Annotated in this window: 12 protein-coding genes; 4 read left to right on the top strand and 8 right to left on the bottom strand. The window is 46.7% G+C overall.

Features of this window, described 5'->3' with window-relative positions; genetic code table 11:
• Positions 1 to 48 precede the first annotated feature (48 nt).
• From AC3ITG_RS16010 to AC3ITG_RS16000, 3 genes are all read left to right on the top strand, one after another.
• On the top strand, positions 49 to 1281 hold the full coding sequence (locus tag AC3ITG_RS16010; RefSeq protein ID WP_489254360.1) for an aminopeptidase: 1233 nt from the start codon (positions 49 to 51) through the stop codon (positions 1279 to 1281).
• 213 nt (positions 1282 to 1494) lie between these two features.
• Complete coding sequence (locus AC3ITG_RS16005) at positions 1495 to 2085, top strand: RNA polymerase sigma factor (protein ID WP_063563940.1); 591 nt, start codon at positions 1495 to 1497, stop codon at positions 2083 to 2085.
• The gene (locus AC3ITG_RS16000) at positions 2063 to 3037 is read left to right on the top strand and encodes a hypothetical protein (RefSeq protein WP_489254359.1); all 975 of its coding nucleotides are present in this window, start codon (positions 2063 to 2065) and stop codon (positions 3035 to 3037) included. The genes AC3ITG_RS16005 and AC3ITG_RS16000 overlap by 23 nt, the downstream gene beginning before the upstream one ends.
• 1 nt (position 3038) lies before the next feature.
• Here the strand turns inward: AC3ITG_RS16000 and AC3ITG_RS15995 are convergent, their stop codons facing one another.
• The 8 genes from AC3ITG_RS15995 to AC3ITG_RS15960 form a co-directional block, all read right to left on the bottom strand.
• Positions 3039 to 3530 carry a hypothetical protein gene (locus tag AC3ITG_RS15995; protein ID WP_489254358.1) on the bottom strand — a complete coding sequence of 164 codons (492 nt, stop codon included), beginning with the start codon at positions 3528 to 3530 and terminating at the stop codon, positions 3039 to 3041.
• Positions 3531 to 3754: 224 nt separating this feature from the next.
• The gene (locus tag AC3ITG_RS15990; RefSeq protein WP_326065516.1) at positions 3755 to 4720 is read right to left on the bottom strand and encodes an ABC transporter ATP-binding protein; all 966 of its coding nucleotides are present in this window, start codon (positions 4718 to 4720) and stop codon (positions 3755 to 3757) included.
• A complete protein-coding gene (locus AC3ITG_RS15985) occupies positions 4713 to 5696 on the bottom strand; it encodes an ABC transporter ATP-binding protein (RefSeq protein ID WP_489254357.1) in 984 nt (327 codons plus the stop codon). Before AC3ITG_RS15985 ends, AC3ITG_RS15990 begins: the two co-directional genes overlap by 8 nt.
• Before the next feature lie 9 nt (positions 5697 to 5705).
• Complete coding sequence (gene opp4C / locus AC3ITG_RS15980) at positions 5706 to 6647, bottom strand: oligopeptide ABC transporter permease (RefSeq protein WP_413378911.1); 942 nt, start codon at positions 6645 to 6647, stop codon at positions 5706 to 5708.
• 13 nt (positions 6648 to 6660) lie between these two features.
• Entirely contained in the window at positions 6661 to 7617 is a 957-nt protein-coding gene (locus tag AC3ITG_RS15975) for an ABC transporter permease (protein ID WP_064638220.1), read from the bottom strand.
• 101 nt (positions 7618 to 7718) lie between these two features.
• Positions 7719 to 9443 (bottom strand): ABC transporter substrate-binding protein, encoded by a 1725-nt coding sequence (locus AC3ITG_RS15970; protein WP_489254356.1) that lies wholly within the window; start codon positions 9441 to 9443, stop codon positions 7719 to 7721.
• Between the two features lie 322 nt (positions 9444 to 9765).
• Complete coding sequence (locus AC3ITG_RS15965; protein ID WP_489254355.1) at positions 9766 to 10674, bottom strand: ArsR/SmtB family transcription factor; 909 nt, start codon at positions 10672 to 10674, stop codon at positions 9766 to 9768.
• A 158-nt stretch (positions 10675 to 10832) separates the two neighbouring features.
• Positions 10833 to 12149 (bottom strand): hemolysin family protein, encoded by a 1317-nt coding sequence (locus AC3ITG_RS15960; protein WP_489254354.1) that lies wholly within the window; start codon positions 12147 to 12149, stop codon positions 10833 to 10835.
• 377 nt (positions 12150 to 12526) lie between these two features.
• Between AC3ITG_RS15960 and AC3ITG_RS15955 the strand changes: the two genes are divergently transcribed.
• Positions 12527 to 14383 (top strand): alkaline phosphatase, encoded by a 1857-nt coding sequence (locus AC3ITG_RS15955; RefSeq protein WP_489254353.1) that lies wholly within the window; start codon positions 12527 to 12529, stop codon positions 14381 to 14383.
• Positions 14384 to 14518: the final 135 nt, after the last annotated feature.

The following is a 14518-nucleotide window of genomic DNA, read 5'->3' as shown; positions in this document are numbered from 1 at the left end:
TCTCTTTTCCTGCGTATGCGGGGCATTCATGATATGGAGGAACTTGATATGTTGAGTTTTGAACAAAAACTGGATCGTTATGCTGAACTGGCCGTAAAAGTTGGAGCCAACGTTCAGCCCGGACAAATCTTCGTTATCAGCGCGATGATTGATACAGCTGAATTCGTGCGTTTGTTGGTGCGCAAAGGCTACGAGGCCGGAGCAAAGAAAGTTATCGTCAAATATGGAGACGAAACTGTCAATAGGCTGCGGTTTGAAATGGCGCCTGAGGACTCTTTCCAAGACCCACCGAAATGGCATGCCGCTGAACTTGAGGAGCTGGCAGCGAACAATGCTGCGTTCTTGACCATATTGTCATCCAGCCCGGACCTGCTAAAAGGCATCGATCCAGAACGTATTTCCACCCATCAGCGTACATACGGTCAGGCGATGTCCAAATACCGTCAGTATCAGCAGGCCGACAAAATGAGCTGGACAGGAGTAGCCTGTCCTTCGCCGGATTGGGCTGCCAAAGTCTTCCCTGACCTTCCCCCTGCCGAGCAGGTGAAACAGCTCTGGGAAGCCATCTTTGCTGCTGTAAGAGCCGATCTGGAAGATCCTGTAGCGGCTTGGGAGCAGCATATTGAGCGTTTGGAGCTCAAAGCAGTTGCCCTGAACAGCAAAAAATATAAAACTCTGCATTTTGTTTCTCCGGGAACCGACCTTACCGTTGATCTTCCTGAAGGGCACATTTGGGCGCAGGCTGGCAGCATAAACGAACAAGGCACCCGTTTTGTGGCCAACATCCCGACAGAGGAAGTGTTCACAGCACCAGCCAAATATGGGGTGAACGGCAAAGTGTCCAGTACCAAACCGCTTAGTTATGGCGGAAGTATCATTGATCGCTTCTCTCTTACGTTTGAGAACGGACGTATCATTGATTTCCACGCCGAAGAAGGACAGGATACACTAGAAAGACTCATCAATATGGATGAAGGCTCCCATTATCTCGGCGAAGTCGCTTTGGTGCCCTTCCATTCTCCAATCTCGGAAAGTGGTATTCTCTATTACACAACGCTATATGATGAAAATGCTTCATGTCACCTCGCGATCGGCAGTTCCTATGCTTTCAATATTGATGGTGGCAAAACCATGTCAACTGAAGAGCTTGCAGCTCGCGGCATGAACTCCAGCATTACACACGTGGACTTCATGATGGGATCGCCGGAAACGAACATTTACGGCGTGACAGCGAATGGCGAGCGCGAAGCCATCTTCCTAAACGGCGACTGGGCTTTCTAAGCTATTCGTATCTGTTATTCTACGATTATTAAATAACACATAGAGGCTGCCCTACTGACCATGATTTACTGGTTAGTAAGGCGGCCTCTCTCTATTTCGGCTAGACTTTTTCTGCTTTTGTCGGACTAACCTCCCATTGTATCGCTTCCATATAATGTTGTAAAATGAAATGATACCAATGTTTGTGGATTGTTCACCAGAAAGGAGAACATCATGGCCAATCGGCTCCAATTACTCTTAGCCTCAGATTTCCATAATTTGGGCCCTCAGCTTCAAGAAGAAGTGTACTACGAATACTATAATATGGTACATGGTCTCATCGTTTACATCATCAAAGAACGTGCTGCAGCAGAAGATATCATTCAGGAAGCTTTTATCAAAATCATTAAAAACAAACCTCTCTTCGACAACGAAGTCAAACTGAAAGCCTGGCTGAAGGTTGTCACACGGAATACCGCCATTAATTATCTGAGAAAAAATAAAAATAACCGTAACCAACTGGATACGGATAGTGTTTTTATAGATATGGAGACAATTAATCAGACGGCAGCTTCCGTAGAGAGCACGGTGGAGACTCAAATGATGCAGGAATCCATCGAGTTCTATCTGGAACAGCTTAAGCCGGAATACCGTGTACTCGTGGAGCTGCGCTGGAAAGAGGGTCTTTCCTATCGGGAAATGGCTGATCTGCTTGATACATCCGAAGAAATTGTGAAGCAACGTTTGTTCAGAGCCCGCGGAAGTATCAAGAAGAAATTACATAAGGAATGGGGTGGAAGTATTGAGCAAAGGCAAGTCCGATAAGCATATTGATTCATTCGATTCAGAGCTGGAAGACGATTTTTTCGATGCCGCGTTTGATATGGCTTTTGACGAAGCCTTCCATCAGGCTGTATCTGCCACCCCTGCTTCCAACACCGAACCCATGCGTCAATCCTGGCTCCGAGTTCAAAAGGAAATTGTCCGGGTTGGCGTACGCAAGAAAAGAATGCGCACCATACGTTTATCTGTCATTGTTGCTGCGTCCGTGACCATCGGCGCCGTCATCTTCAGTATGCCCACTGGGACACAAGCCGTCTCCCCTTTTGTACAATCGATCAAGGAATGGGGCAATGGGATGAAATCCATTGTTATTGAGGATCGTACCACTCAATTGGGCGCTGATCCGTCGACAGCCAAGACACCTCCACCTCCTGAACGAGGAATCAATGAGGCTCCCACATTTTCCAGTGGGGATGAAACACCTGAAGAAGAAGATGGAGAGATTAAACTCCCCTTCTATGAGGAGTCACACATGCTTGAACCAATTATAGTAACAAAGGATATCGCACGATCGGGATTTAAGGGCGACTTTCTGCTGTCAAAAGCCATACCTAAGCGGTTTACAAAGATCAAATATGAACTTATGCTGGACACCCTCTATCCCGTCAATCCGGAAGATTATTATGAATCTCAACGAATGAGGGTTCGTTATAGCGGCGAAGGCAAAAATGGTGAAGAAGAAGTCATTCAGTTTGATTATGCCTATGTTTCGCCTGGTCAGGTCATTGAGGGGCCCATGCTTCGCGAAACAAGTATCGTCAAATTGGCTGATGGCAGCGATGCATTTATGTACCTCGGCCCCCCTTATAATACCTTTCAATGGATGATGGGTTCTGTCAACATGAGCTTATTCGGAACCGTCTCGGAAGAAGAGATGACTGCCATTGCCAATGACCTGCAGGAACAAAAATTTCCAGGTAGTACTCGCAAGTAAATTAAAATAATACGTTGCTTGAAATATGTGTTGTCGTCTCAGGCTTGACCCCATCGTCGGCCGTGTGAAGACTGACGACTCGATAGTAATATCCGGTTATAACGGTCCGGTTCGATTGGGCATTCAGGGTCTGCGTTTGCGTTTTCTTCTTGGAACCGGATTGATAGAGTATCCAGGCCGATCCCGTCCAGCGCTCAAGTCGATAATCGACTTGCAGCGATTTCATTTCCGAGAAGGTCGTTGTTGTTGTATTTACAACCGCAGTCAGCCCCCCTCCAGGTGTAACAGTCCCCTCTGCCTGATAAATATATTTCGGGGAAGTCAGTGCATGAATACTTGGTTCCAAAGGCGGTGGCGGTGGAGTAAGCGCGTGAGGCTGGATACTTGGACTGGCAACAGCAACCTCTTCGGTTGGTAGCGCAAGAATTATGGGTGCCGTTAGTGCTGCAACAATCATGACTTTCAGCATGGACGTTATTCTTAATTTCCGCATATGTATCCACCCTTCATTTTCCAAATTTGATTTTGTGTAAATATTAAACGGATGTAGTGGTTAGAAGGTTTCAAAAAAATAAAAGACGCTCCGACTTACATGTCGGCAGCGTCTTTTGGTACTTTGATACTTCTTCGAATGAACACATACAGAATGGATGAAACCTAAATAATTCCATTACGTATCCATAAGATACCGTTGATATGAAATTACTCTCACATGCTTCAGACCAAATGACAGGCTACAAAATGATCCGCTCCAACGTTCCGATACGCTGGAATTTGCTGCTTGCAGATATCTTCTGCCCATGGACAACGCGTATGAAACTTGCATCCAGGTGGCGGATTCACCGGACTGGGGATATCCCCTTTAAGCACAATTCGTTCCCGTTTCAATTTGGGAATCGGCACAGGTACAGCTGATAGCAGGGCTTTCGTATACGGATGCAGTGGATTGCCGAATAACTCATCTCTGGAGGCCGTCTCGACCATGGAGCCCAGATACATCACTCCAATACGGTCACACAGATGTTCCACCACACTCAGATCATGCGAAATAAACAAGTAAGCAAGGCCACGCTCTTGCTGAAGCCGTCTGAACAGGTTGATAATCTGAGCCTGAATAGACACGTCCAGTGCTGATACCGGTTCATCTGCGATAATCAGTTTCGGATTTAAGATCAAAGCTCGCGCAATCCCAATCCGTTGTCGCTGTCCACCAGAGAACTCATGGGGAAAACGATCAATATGATAAGATGACAATCCGCAGGCTCCGAGTACCTCCTTGACGAGATCACGAACCTCGCTTGCGGTAGCCAACCCATGATCCAATACAGCCTCCCCGATCGCATCACCAATGCGAATGCGCGGGTTCAGTGAACTGTAGGGGTCCTGGAAAATAAGTTGAAGCTGCGGACGGATCTTCCGCACTTCCTGCATAGATAATTGATGCAAGTCAACACCTTGAAAACGAATCTGTCCTTCCGTTTTTTCCGTTAATCGCACGATCGTTCTTCCAACGGTGCTCTTGCCACTTCCGGATTCACCCACTAATCCAAACGTCTCGCCTTCATGGATCGTGATGCTGATATCATCGACTGCTTTCACATGGGCTACTGTACGATTCAATAAGCCTTTGCGCACTGGAAAATAGGTTTTGAGATGTTCAATTTCCAATAGAGGTTCAGACATGACTCAATGCCTCCTCATACAGAAAGCATGCAGCCTTCTGACCAGGTCCAAGCTGCTTCAGCGTCGGCATTTGCGTGGTGCATATCGACATACAGTGCTCACAACGATCAGCAAAATGACAGGAATCCTTTAAGGACAGTGGATCAGGTACATGTCCGGGTATTGAATACAATTCATCCTGCCGTTGATTGATAATTGGCTTGGAGCGTAGTAATCCTTGGGTATATGGATGTTTGGGAGATTCAAATAATTGCACCACTTCCCCCTCTTCCACCACTTTGCCTGCATACATTACAACGACATAATCCGCCATTTCAGCTACAACGCCAAGGTCATGCGTAATCATCAGAATGGAGGTTCCTGATTGGGACTTGATGTGTTGTAACATATCCAATATCTGCGCTTGAATGGTCACATCCAGTGCAGTGGTTGGTTCATCCGCGATTAACAGTTTCGGGTTACATGAGATGGCAATGGCAATCATAATGCGCTGCAGCATACCTCCACTCAGCTCATGCGGATAGCTGTTTGCAATCTGTTCGGGACGTGAAATGCCAACTTCGGCTATCAGCTCAACCGCTCTGGCACGAGCCTGCTTTTTACTCATTTTCAAGTGTACAATCAGCGGCTCCATTAATTGCTCACCGATCTTCAGCACGGGATTCAACGAGGACATTGGTTCCTGGAAAATCATGGAGATGTCATTGCCCCGGATGGTACGCAGTGAGGATTTACTTTCACGAAGCAGATCCCGTCCACCAAAACGGATTGCACCACCTACTATCTTGCCTGCCGGTTCTTCAATCAATCCCATGATCGACATGGCGGTTACACTTTTGCCACAGCCTGATTCGCCAACGATGCACACCGTCTCCCCTACTCGTACATTCAGACTTACGCCGTCGACGGCTTTGACATTGCCTTCTTCCGAGTAAAAATGAGTTTCAAGTTGTTCAATTTCAATCATATTTTGCATGAGGCGTGCTCACCTTCTCTTCTGTTTGGGATCTAATACGTCTCGAAGACCATCACCAAAAATGTTAATCGCTATAACGGTCACGAAAATGGACAGCCCTGGCGGAATCCATAACCACGGATGCTGTTGAAAATCAATCATGTTGTTGGCCGCATCGATCATATTGCCCCATGTAGGCGTTGGCGGCATGACACCCAGTCCAAAAAAGCTGAGTACCGACTCGCTGAGAATGGATCCACCGATATTCAGAGTCGCCATGACGATAAGAAGCGGAACGATATTGGGCAGAAGATGGTGAAACAGTTTGCGACGGTCACGCAAGCCAAGAACAACAGCAGCCTGCATGAATTCCCGCTCCCGCAAGCTTAACATCTGTCCCCGTACCATTCGGGCCATACCGGGCCAGTTGACAAAACTGAGCATCAACATGACGATATACATTCTGGAATCCGGCGGAACTTTCCAATCCGATAACAAAGCGCCGAAAATGAACAGCAGCGGCAGTCCCGGAATCGTAAGCAGCAAGTCGGCAATCCGCATAATGACCTGATCAACAATACCGCGATAATATCCGGCAATAGCTCCAAGCAAGGAGCCGATAAATACGGATAGAACCATGGAGGCGAGACCAACGGTGAGCGATATACGACCAGCCATCAGCACACGGGTAAGCACATCCCTACCAAGCGCATCTGTTCCAAGCCAGTGATGAATGCCGGGACCTTGTTTCATCGCTGTCATATTGATCTTGTTATCGGTATAAGGTGAGAACAGCGGTCCAATGAAACAAGCCACAAACATCAACAAAACCACGATGAATCCGCCAACGGCAAGTTTGTTTTTGAGTAGTCTTCGGAGCGACAATTTCCATAAAGAAGACTTGGCAGGAACCTTTAAAGGTAAGGCAGATTCTGCGGCATTTCTCGTTACAGACGATGAAGAGATTGTCATTTTCATAGCCCCCTTATTGCAAACGGACACGCGGATCTGCGATGTGGTAGAGCACATCAGACAGCAGCGTTCCAATGACGGTCAGGATGGCGATAAACATGGTAAAGCCCATCAGCAGCGGATAATCCCGTAGCGAGAAGGACTGCATATATAACTGACCGATACCAGGCCAGCTGAATATTTTCTCAATAATCAGTGAACCACCGAATAAGGACGGCAGCTCGAATCCAATCAGTGTTATCGCAGGCAACAGAGCATTGCGCAAGGCATGGGTGTATAACACTTTGCTTTCTTTTAATCCTTTGGCTCGTGCCGTTCGAATATAATCCTGCTTGATCACATCAATCATGTTGCTGCGGAAGTAACGGGTAAGTGAGCCTACCCCGAGCAGAGTCATAACAATTACAGGCAAGGTCATGTGCTGGATCACCTCTTTGACATAGGCCAGACCGGTGGCATTACTTCCTGTGGTCATCATGCCGCCTGGAGGCAACCATTTTAAGTCAACCGCCAGCAGTTTAATCAAAAACAATCCGATAAAGAAGGATGGCACCGACATGGCTGCAAATATGCCTATCATCACGAAGGTATCGAACCACGAGTACTGCTTATAGGCAGCAATCACACCAATAATAACCGCGATGAACCAGGTCAGGAACGTGGTCACCGCAGCTAACAGGAATGAATTCCAGATATATTCGTTAAACAGCGTGAGCACTGGCTTTTGTTGTGCCAATGAATATCCGAAGTCCCCGTGTACAGCATTTTTCATCCAGATGAGATACCGTTCGATAACTGGCTTGTCCAGTCCATACAATTCTCGCAGCTCGGCCTTGCGCTCGGGACTCAACTTAATGTTGCTGGAGATGTAGTCGCCAGGGGTAAGTGCATACAGGCTGAAAATCAGAACGGAAGCGGCCAGCAAAATAAGAACCATGTATGTCATCCGTTTCACAATGTAAGTGCTCATATCAGGCTCCTTATCAATGCGTCCCCTGTATCTGCGACATCGCAAACACAAGGGACGTTTTGTTTATTTCGGTATTTATGTTTCTTGCTTCGTACGACCGTTTATTTCAGAGACCACTCGGGCAAGCTGGTTGCAATCCCGCGGTATGGACTGAGAGAGAGTCCATCGATCCGACCGTTATAGGCATAGACTGTTTTTTTGTAACTGGTGAAAATGACAGGCAGCTCATCGTTGAGCAACTGGTACAACTCTTTGTATACTGCCTTGCGCTCCTCAATGTCTGTCGTAGCCAGACCTTTGTTATAAAGCTCTTTCACTTTGGGATTGTCGTACCCTTTCAGCTCACCATCCACAAATTGCAGCACACCGTCCGAAGGATCCGTTAACATCGGTGTGGAGAAGGAAGCCAGGTCGTAATCGCCGCCCTCCACTTTGGAGACAAGCGAGTTGAAATCGGCAAACACTTCAGGCTGGAACTGCACGCCAATCGCTTCAAAGTTTTCTTTGGCTACAGCAATGAAGATATCCGTGGCCGGACTTTTCGTTCCGAGGAAATGCAGGGACAACTTCTTCCCGTTTTTCTCACGGATGCCATCCGCTCCAGGCACCCAGCCTGCGTCATCCAGCAATTGATTAGCTTTGTCCGGATCATAGGCGTATGGATTAATGCCTTCTTCCGTATAAGACCAGGAAATTGGTGAAGTCGGAATGTTGGCAACAGCACCTGCCCCTTGGTTAGCGTCCACATAGATGGACTGACGATCCAGGCCATACGTTATGGCTTGGCGTACTTCTTTTTCCTGAAGCTGTTCATGTTCCAGATTGAGCTGTAAATATCCGTATGTACTTGGTGTGTAAGGCAGAAGGTTGAGGTATGGGATATTTTTCAGCTTATCAATATTCTCCTGAGTAGCCGTGAACGAAGTGAAGTCGATCTCTCCGGTCTCAATAAACTGCCAGGTGTCTCCTTCCGATGTTTTATATATGAAATGCTCGGTTTTCGGTTTGCCCTTGTAGTAGAACTCGTTGGCAACAAATCGTACTTCCTGACCCGGAATGAACTTTTCAAGTTTGTAAGGGCCATTGCCTACAGGTGTTGCATGAAGATTTTTAATGTATTCGAGCTTTCCGAATTGATAGTCTTTGCCGTAGTAGGCTTTGGATAACACCTCTGAGCCCAATGTAAGCAGAGCAGTTGCGTTTGGCTGTTCCAGCGTGACCGAGATCGTTAACGGATCAATGACCTTAATACCCTCGATGTGATCTGCCTTTCCTTCGGTATACGCTTTACCGCCTTTCACCTTGGTGGAGAAAATATCGAATCCACCGTCATACGACTTGTCATGCAGAATGGTCCATGTAAAAGCGATATCATCTGCGGTAAGCGGTGAGCCGTCACTGAACTTGGAATCTTTTCTCAGATGAAACGTGTATGTACGCTGATCGTCGGACACATCCCAGCTTTCAGCGAGATCAGGAACAGGTAATCCTTTCTCATCTACGGTCACGAGCGAAGCAAAAAGCAATGAAGCAACGTTGCCATCATATCCGCTCTGATGGAAGTACGGTGTGAAAGCCCCGCTGGGATCCGTAAGTCCCACAATAACCGTATCCGTGCGTTTTTTTGCCGTCTCAGGTAATTGATTCAGGTCCGTTGCCTGAAATGGTGCATCCAGTGCTGCTGAAACCGGAGTGGCTTGTGTGCCCGAATTTGTTGTCCCGCTTCCAGCGGTAGTGGTCTCTGCTCCTCCACCTCCAGCACATGCCGATAATACAATTGCACTACTGATGATTAACGATGCCACGGATAAACCTTTCAATCTCATAAAATCCTCCCCAATTCATAAATGATCCATATTTTTCTCGCTCAGCCGTTCCTAATTCCCGAAATAATCCAGAATATATATAATTCCTATGAAATTAGTAAGGTATAAGTTCGATAAGCCCTATTATAAGAACCTCATTTAGTTCTGTAAATAGAGAACCACAAAAAAATATTTATATTAAACCCATTAATATCCACTTTAAAGCGATAAAATAGCCGTATGTTTTGCGCGGATTTCCTGAATAAATTTCAGTTCGGCCACAACAAACATACGGCTGTATCGGAGGAATATATTTTTTCTAAAAACCACATTTTGATAAACGTTATTGCTCCAGATAATTCATCACATTCGGTAAAATTTGCTCCAGTGCATGCAGACGAAGAGAATACTCAACCAAGCTCTCTCCTTCAAAATGCGCGTAGACCAACCCTGCTCCACGAAGCTTGGAAAGATGGTCATGAGTAATTCCTTTGGAGAGCTTCAAGTGACGAACAATTTCTATGAACGAACGCGGTCCCTGATGCAGAAAACGCATGATTTTCAGTCGGTTCTTCTCTCCCAAACTGCGGATCACACGCAAATGATGAGTCGGAATATACTCATGGTCTCCCATATACAATCTGGAGGAATAATGGCACAACAGAGTATCCCCAAAATGCAGGATGACATTTAGCGGTTGAAAATGAAATTGTGGCACAAGCAGCAGTCTATCCAGACCCTTCATATCTCGGAACATCAAACCGTTGGTCGCATCGTCGAGTACCTCTTTCTGGGGAGAATGACTTAACTGTTCCTTACGGTTCAGAACCTCCTGGCGCAGATGTTGTAAGATCGCGGGATCAAGCAAGCAAAAATATTGCTCATTCCACCCGGTTAAGACATAGGTCATCTTGGTCTGGAAAGCAGCGATATCGTCCGTATACGGGAAGCTGTACCGGGCAAAAATGTCATGGAGCTCAAGCACTGTTCGTTTGCTGAACCATTCAATAAAATCCTCCGGCTCCTCGGCTTCCACTCGCAAACAGACAAGCAGATACATCCATTTCCAATCATCATCCACGTTCATATCTTGCAAGACAGTAGCAAGCTCAGGGGTTAGCTGCCCTTCTGTTTCTTGCGCCCAGGCTATAGATAAATCAATCTTTTTATGCGATTTTCGGCAAATATATGTATGCAAACTGGCCATGAATTCAAATACAGGTGTAAATCCAACCTCAATGCGATAGCTCAATCTCAACCTCTCCTATCTTGCAAAGTCGTTCCATTATACCCTGTTTGCAGCCGTGCATGCTACGATTATAGAGTAAACAAAAAGCCGCACAGTGAAATATTCCACCGTACGGCTTCTCAATAGACCGATTTTCCTGTCTCCAAAAATAATACCTTGGATCAGGCTCCTTCGCCTTCAACCATCAGATCCAGCTTAATCACATTCACACGTGAAATCCGCTTATGTTCGGTCTCTTGAATAACAAAGACATATCCATCATACTCTACCGACTGCCCCACTTCTGGTGGGACGGCCTCTACTCTGGAGTATAACCAGCCGCCAATCGTATCATAATCCGCCCGGTCCATATCCAGCCCAAAGCGCTCACTAACTTCTTCAATCAGCATGAGGCCGTCAATGGAATATTCCATCTCATCCACTTTCTCAATCGCCGGACGCTCTTGGTCAAATTCGTCCTGAATCTCGCCCACGATCTCCTCCATGATATCTTCAAGCGTTACAAGACCGGAGGTTCCTCCGTACTCATCGATCAGGATGGCAATCTGTGTCTTGCTACGTTGCATCCGCTTGAGCAAGTCACTGATCGGAGTGGAATCGGGTACTGCGAGAATCGGCCGAATCACCGAGATGGTATCTGTAAGCTGAGATCGCATCAGGTCTTTAATGTGAATAAAACCGATAATATGGTCTTTGTCACCGTTATAAACCGGATAACGGGTACGCATGCTTTCACTGGCAATTTCCAGATTTTCCAGCATGGACTGATTGGCATTCAGGCAGATCATTTCCGTCCGCGGAATCATAATTTCACGGGCGGTTGTTGCCGTAAAATCAAATATATTATCAACAAGCGCCAATTCAGTATTGTCAATTAAACCGCTCTTATTGCTTTCTTTCATCAGAATGCGTATTTCATCTTCACTATGCGCCGAGTCATGCTCCGAGGCCGGTGCCATGCGAAACACTCTCAGCAGGCTGTTCGCCATACCATTCAATGCCCATATAAAGGGATACATTAATTTGTAAAAGAACGTAAGCAGCGCCGCAGACCATAACGTGATCGTCTCTGATTTGCGGATTGCCATCGTCTTGGGAGCAAGTTCCCCGAGTACAATATGCAAAATCGTAATAATAACAAAAGCAATCGCAATGGAAATCCCGTGTACGTATACCGGCCCCATTCCAAATGCGGTAAACATGGGCTCTAACAGGTGAGCAATCGCCGGCTCTCCCAGCCAACCGAGTCCAAGTGAAGCGAGCGTTATGCCCAATTGACACGCGGATAGATAAGCATCCATGTTGCGTACAATATTGGAAGCATAAATCGCATTTTTATTGCCTGTTTCCACCAAGGCTTCAATCCGGCTACCACGAACTTTGACCATCGCAAATTCTGCCGAGACAAAGAAACCATTCATCAATACAAGCAAAGCAATTAAAAATAAATTTAATATACTCGGTAAGGGGTCACTCAAATTATCATCCTATTCGCCGTCATTCTTCGGCAAATAGGTCCACCTCCTTCGAAAATGTAGGATATTTGCCATTCTGCCGCTCATATGCAGTTTCAACTTCCCAATGCGTTCACCTCCACCTTCTTCTGTCGAATAACAAGGATATGCTTCTTTTATTATATAATTCTACACTACACAGTCAATCCGTGTCCTATGACAACGAAATGATACATACGGGCTATTTCGTTAACAAATGTACCGAATGCGCAGTTTTTTTTACGTTTTACTAACAAATATATGCATCTTCTTGCTTAGGTTTAACTTTTCTCTTACGCTCAGTTAATCATTCAGCTATATACTTCCAAATAGAACAACAATTTGATCTCGGAGGTATGTTCATGAAAAGCCATCATGCTATGAAATGGAATGCTCTACTACTCAGCGCGGCTGTTGCGATTACAGCAGTGCCTTGGCAGGTCAATGCTGAACCCGTATCTGCCCAGCAACAGACGGCCACGGCTGCATTTACCATTTTACCTATTGACCGCGCTCAGATTCTGGCAGGACAAAAGCTGGATTTCCGGGTTGAGCTGAACGGTGCCAAGCTGAAATCGAAAGACATTAAAATCCAGGTTAATGGCCTGTCACCGGACAAATACTTCGGCAAGTCCGGAACATGGACAAGCAGCACCGACCTGAGCACAGAATACACCATCCGGGATGTTGCCTTCAAAGAGAGTGATTCCATTGTGGTAACCGCCGAAACGACTGCTACAGGCAAGCGTACATATTCAAGGGTCGTATACCAAGTGTTCGATCCTTCTAAAGACACAGCCACACTGACAAACGGTGAGCAAGCCAAAAATGTCGTTCTGATGATCGGCGATGGCATGAGTGCCAATATTCGTACCGCCGCTCGTGTTGTATCCAAGGGCATTAACGAAGGCAAATTCAAGGGTTGGCTGGAGATGGAACAAATGGATGCCATGGGCATGGTCACCACGTCTGGCATGGATTCCATCGTCACCGATTCCGCCAATAGTGCTTCCGCTTATGCAACCGGTCACAAAACAGCTGTAAACGCCGAGGGTGTCTACCCCGACAATACACCAGACCCTTTTGACGATCCGAAGGCGGAAAACATCGTTGAGCTGGTCAAACGGACACGTGGCATGGCTACTGGCCTAGTAACGACTGCGGATGTGACAGATGCGACACCTGCTGCGATGGCTGTACATACACGTAAGCGCGGGGAACAAGAAGCGATCGCCAGCATGTATCTGAATGAAGCCAATCGACCGGATGTTATTCTGGGCGGTGGACTGGAGTGGTTCCTTCCAGCAGCTGACGGCGGAAAACGCAAAGATGGACGCAATATTGTGGAGGAGTTCAAAAAAGAAGGATATACCTACGTTACAGATGCAACGAATCTGGACAAGTCTACCTCTACCAAATCATTGCTTGGATTATTCCGCAAAGGCAACATGAACGTATATTATGACCGGGAGTATACTCAGCCTAACAACGCGGAAATTGTGGGCAAGGATACCGATCAGCCAACGTTGATGGAAATGACCGACACAGCCCTTCAGGTGCTGGAACAGAACAAAAACGGATTTTTCCTGATGGTCGAAGGCGCATCGATTGATAAACAGGCTCACACGATGGATTTTGAACGCTCCGTATGGGATGCGATTGAATTCGATCAAACGGTGGGTCGGGTTAAGGAATATGCCAAGGAACACCCGGATACGCTCGTTATCGTCACATCGGACCACGGTCATTCTCTTACCCTCAACGGAACGTATAACACGGAAGCCGCCAAAGGTAAATCGGGTGACGAACTCCGTGAATTGATCGGCACATATGCTGACTCCAAATTCCCGACGTATGTGGATGCAAACGGAGATGGCTTCCCCGACAACCCGGATTCCGAGTGGAAGATTGCTGTTGGCTGGGGCAATATGCCGGATAACAACGAGAACTATCTTGCTAATCCGGTGCCAATCAGCCCTACCATTCAGGACCCTAACGTGAAAGACAAAACATGGTATATCGCTAACCCGGACAAAGATCCGGACGGTGTTCACTACACGGGTAATTTGCCTCATGATGAAGGCCAGGAAGTCCACACATTCGACGATGTGCCAATCAATGCCTCGGGACCAGGGTCCCGCCTGTTCTCCGGTTATCTTGATAATACGGACGTGTTCCGCAAGATGGTAACTGCATTGAAGTTGGATGCGTCCAAGTAGAATAACGGTTGAACTAACAAAAGAGTATCCTAGCCCATGCTCAGGCATGGCGGGATACTCTTTTTTCATGATTTTATGGATGATGAGGATTAGCTAGCACACCTACCTACCGCTTTACTGCTTCTACCACTCCAC

Source organism: Paenibacillus sp. GL_099_B, assembly GCF_057835695.1.
This window is presented reverse-complemented; position numbering and strand designations above follow the sequence as displayed.